A 303-nucleotide genomic window follows, 5' to 3' on the forward strand; every position below is an offset into this window, starting at 1 on the left:
TGACTGCTATGGATTCTTCAGATGGTATGTATTTGGAGTTTGAGTATAGTAGTAGTTTGTTTGATCGTTCTACGATTGTTCGTTTTTCAGAGTATTTTCAACGTTTGGTATCGGGAGTATTATCAGATTCGAAGGCCAGTATTGGTTCATTAGAGATGTTATCGTCTAGGGATAAAGAGGATTTGTTATACTCTTTTAATGCTACGGATATTGATTATGGAGAAGCTGATAGTTTTCTATCATTATTTGAGGCTAGTGTAGCTTCTGATCCAGATCGTGTTGCCTTAGTTCATGGAGATTTAG

The 303-nt window shown here is 36.3% G+C and carries 1 protein-coding gene; it reads left to right on the forward strand.

From position 1 onward, the window contains the following. Positions 1–303 (forward strand): condensation domain-containing protein (locus ACXAGJ_RS24775; RefSeq protein ID WP_474843887.1); only part of this gene is annotated, 303 nt, incomplete at both ends.

The sequence above is a fragment of the Aquimarina sp. AWH4_224 genome (assembly GCF_056160245.1).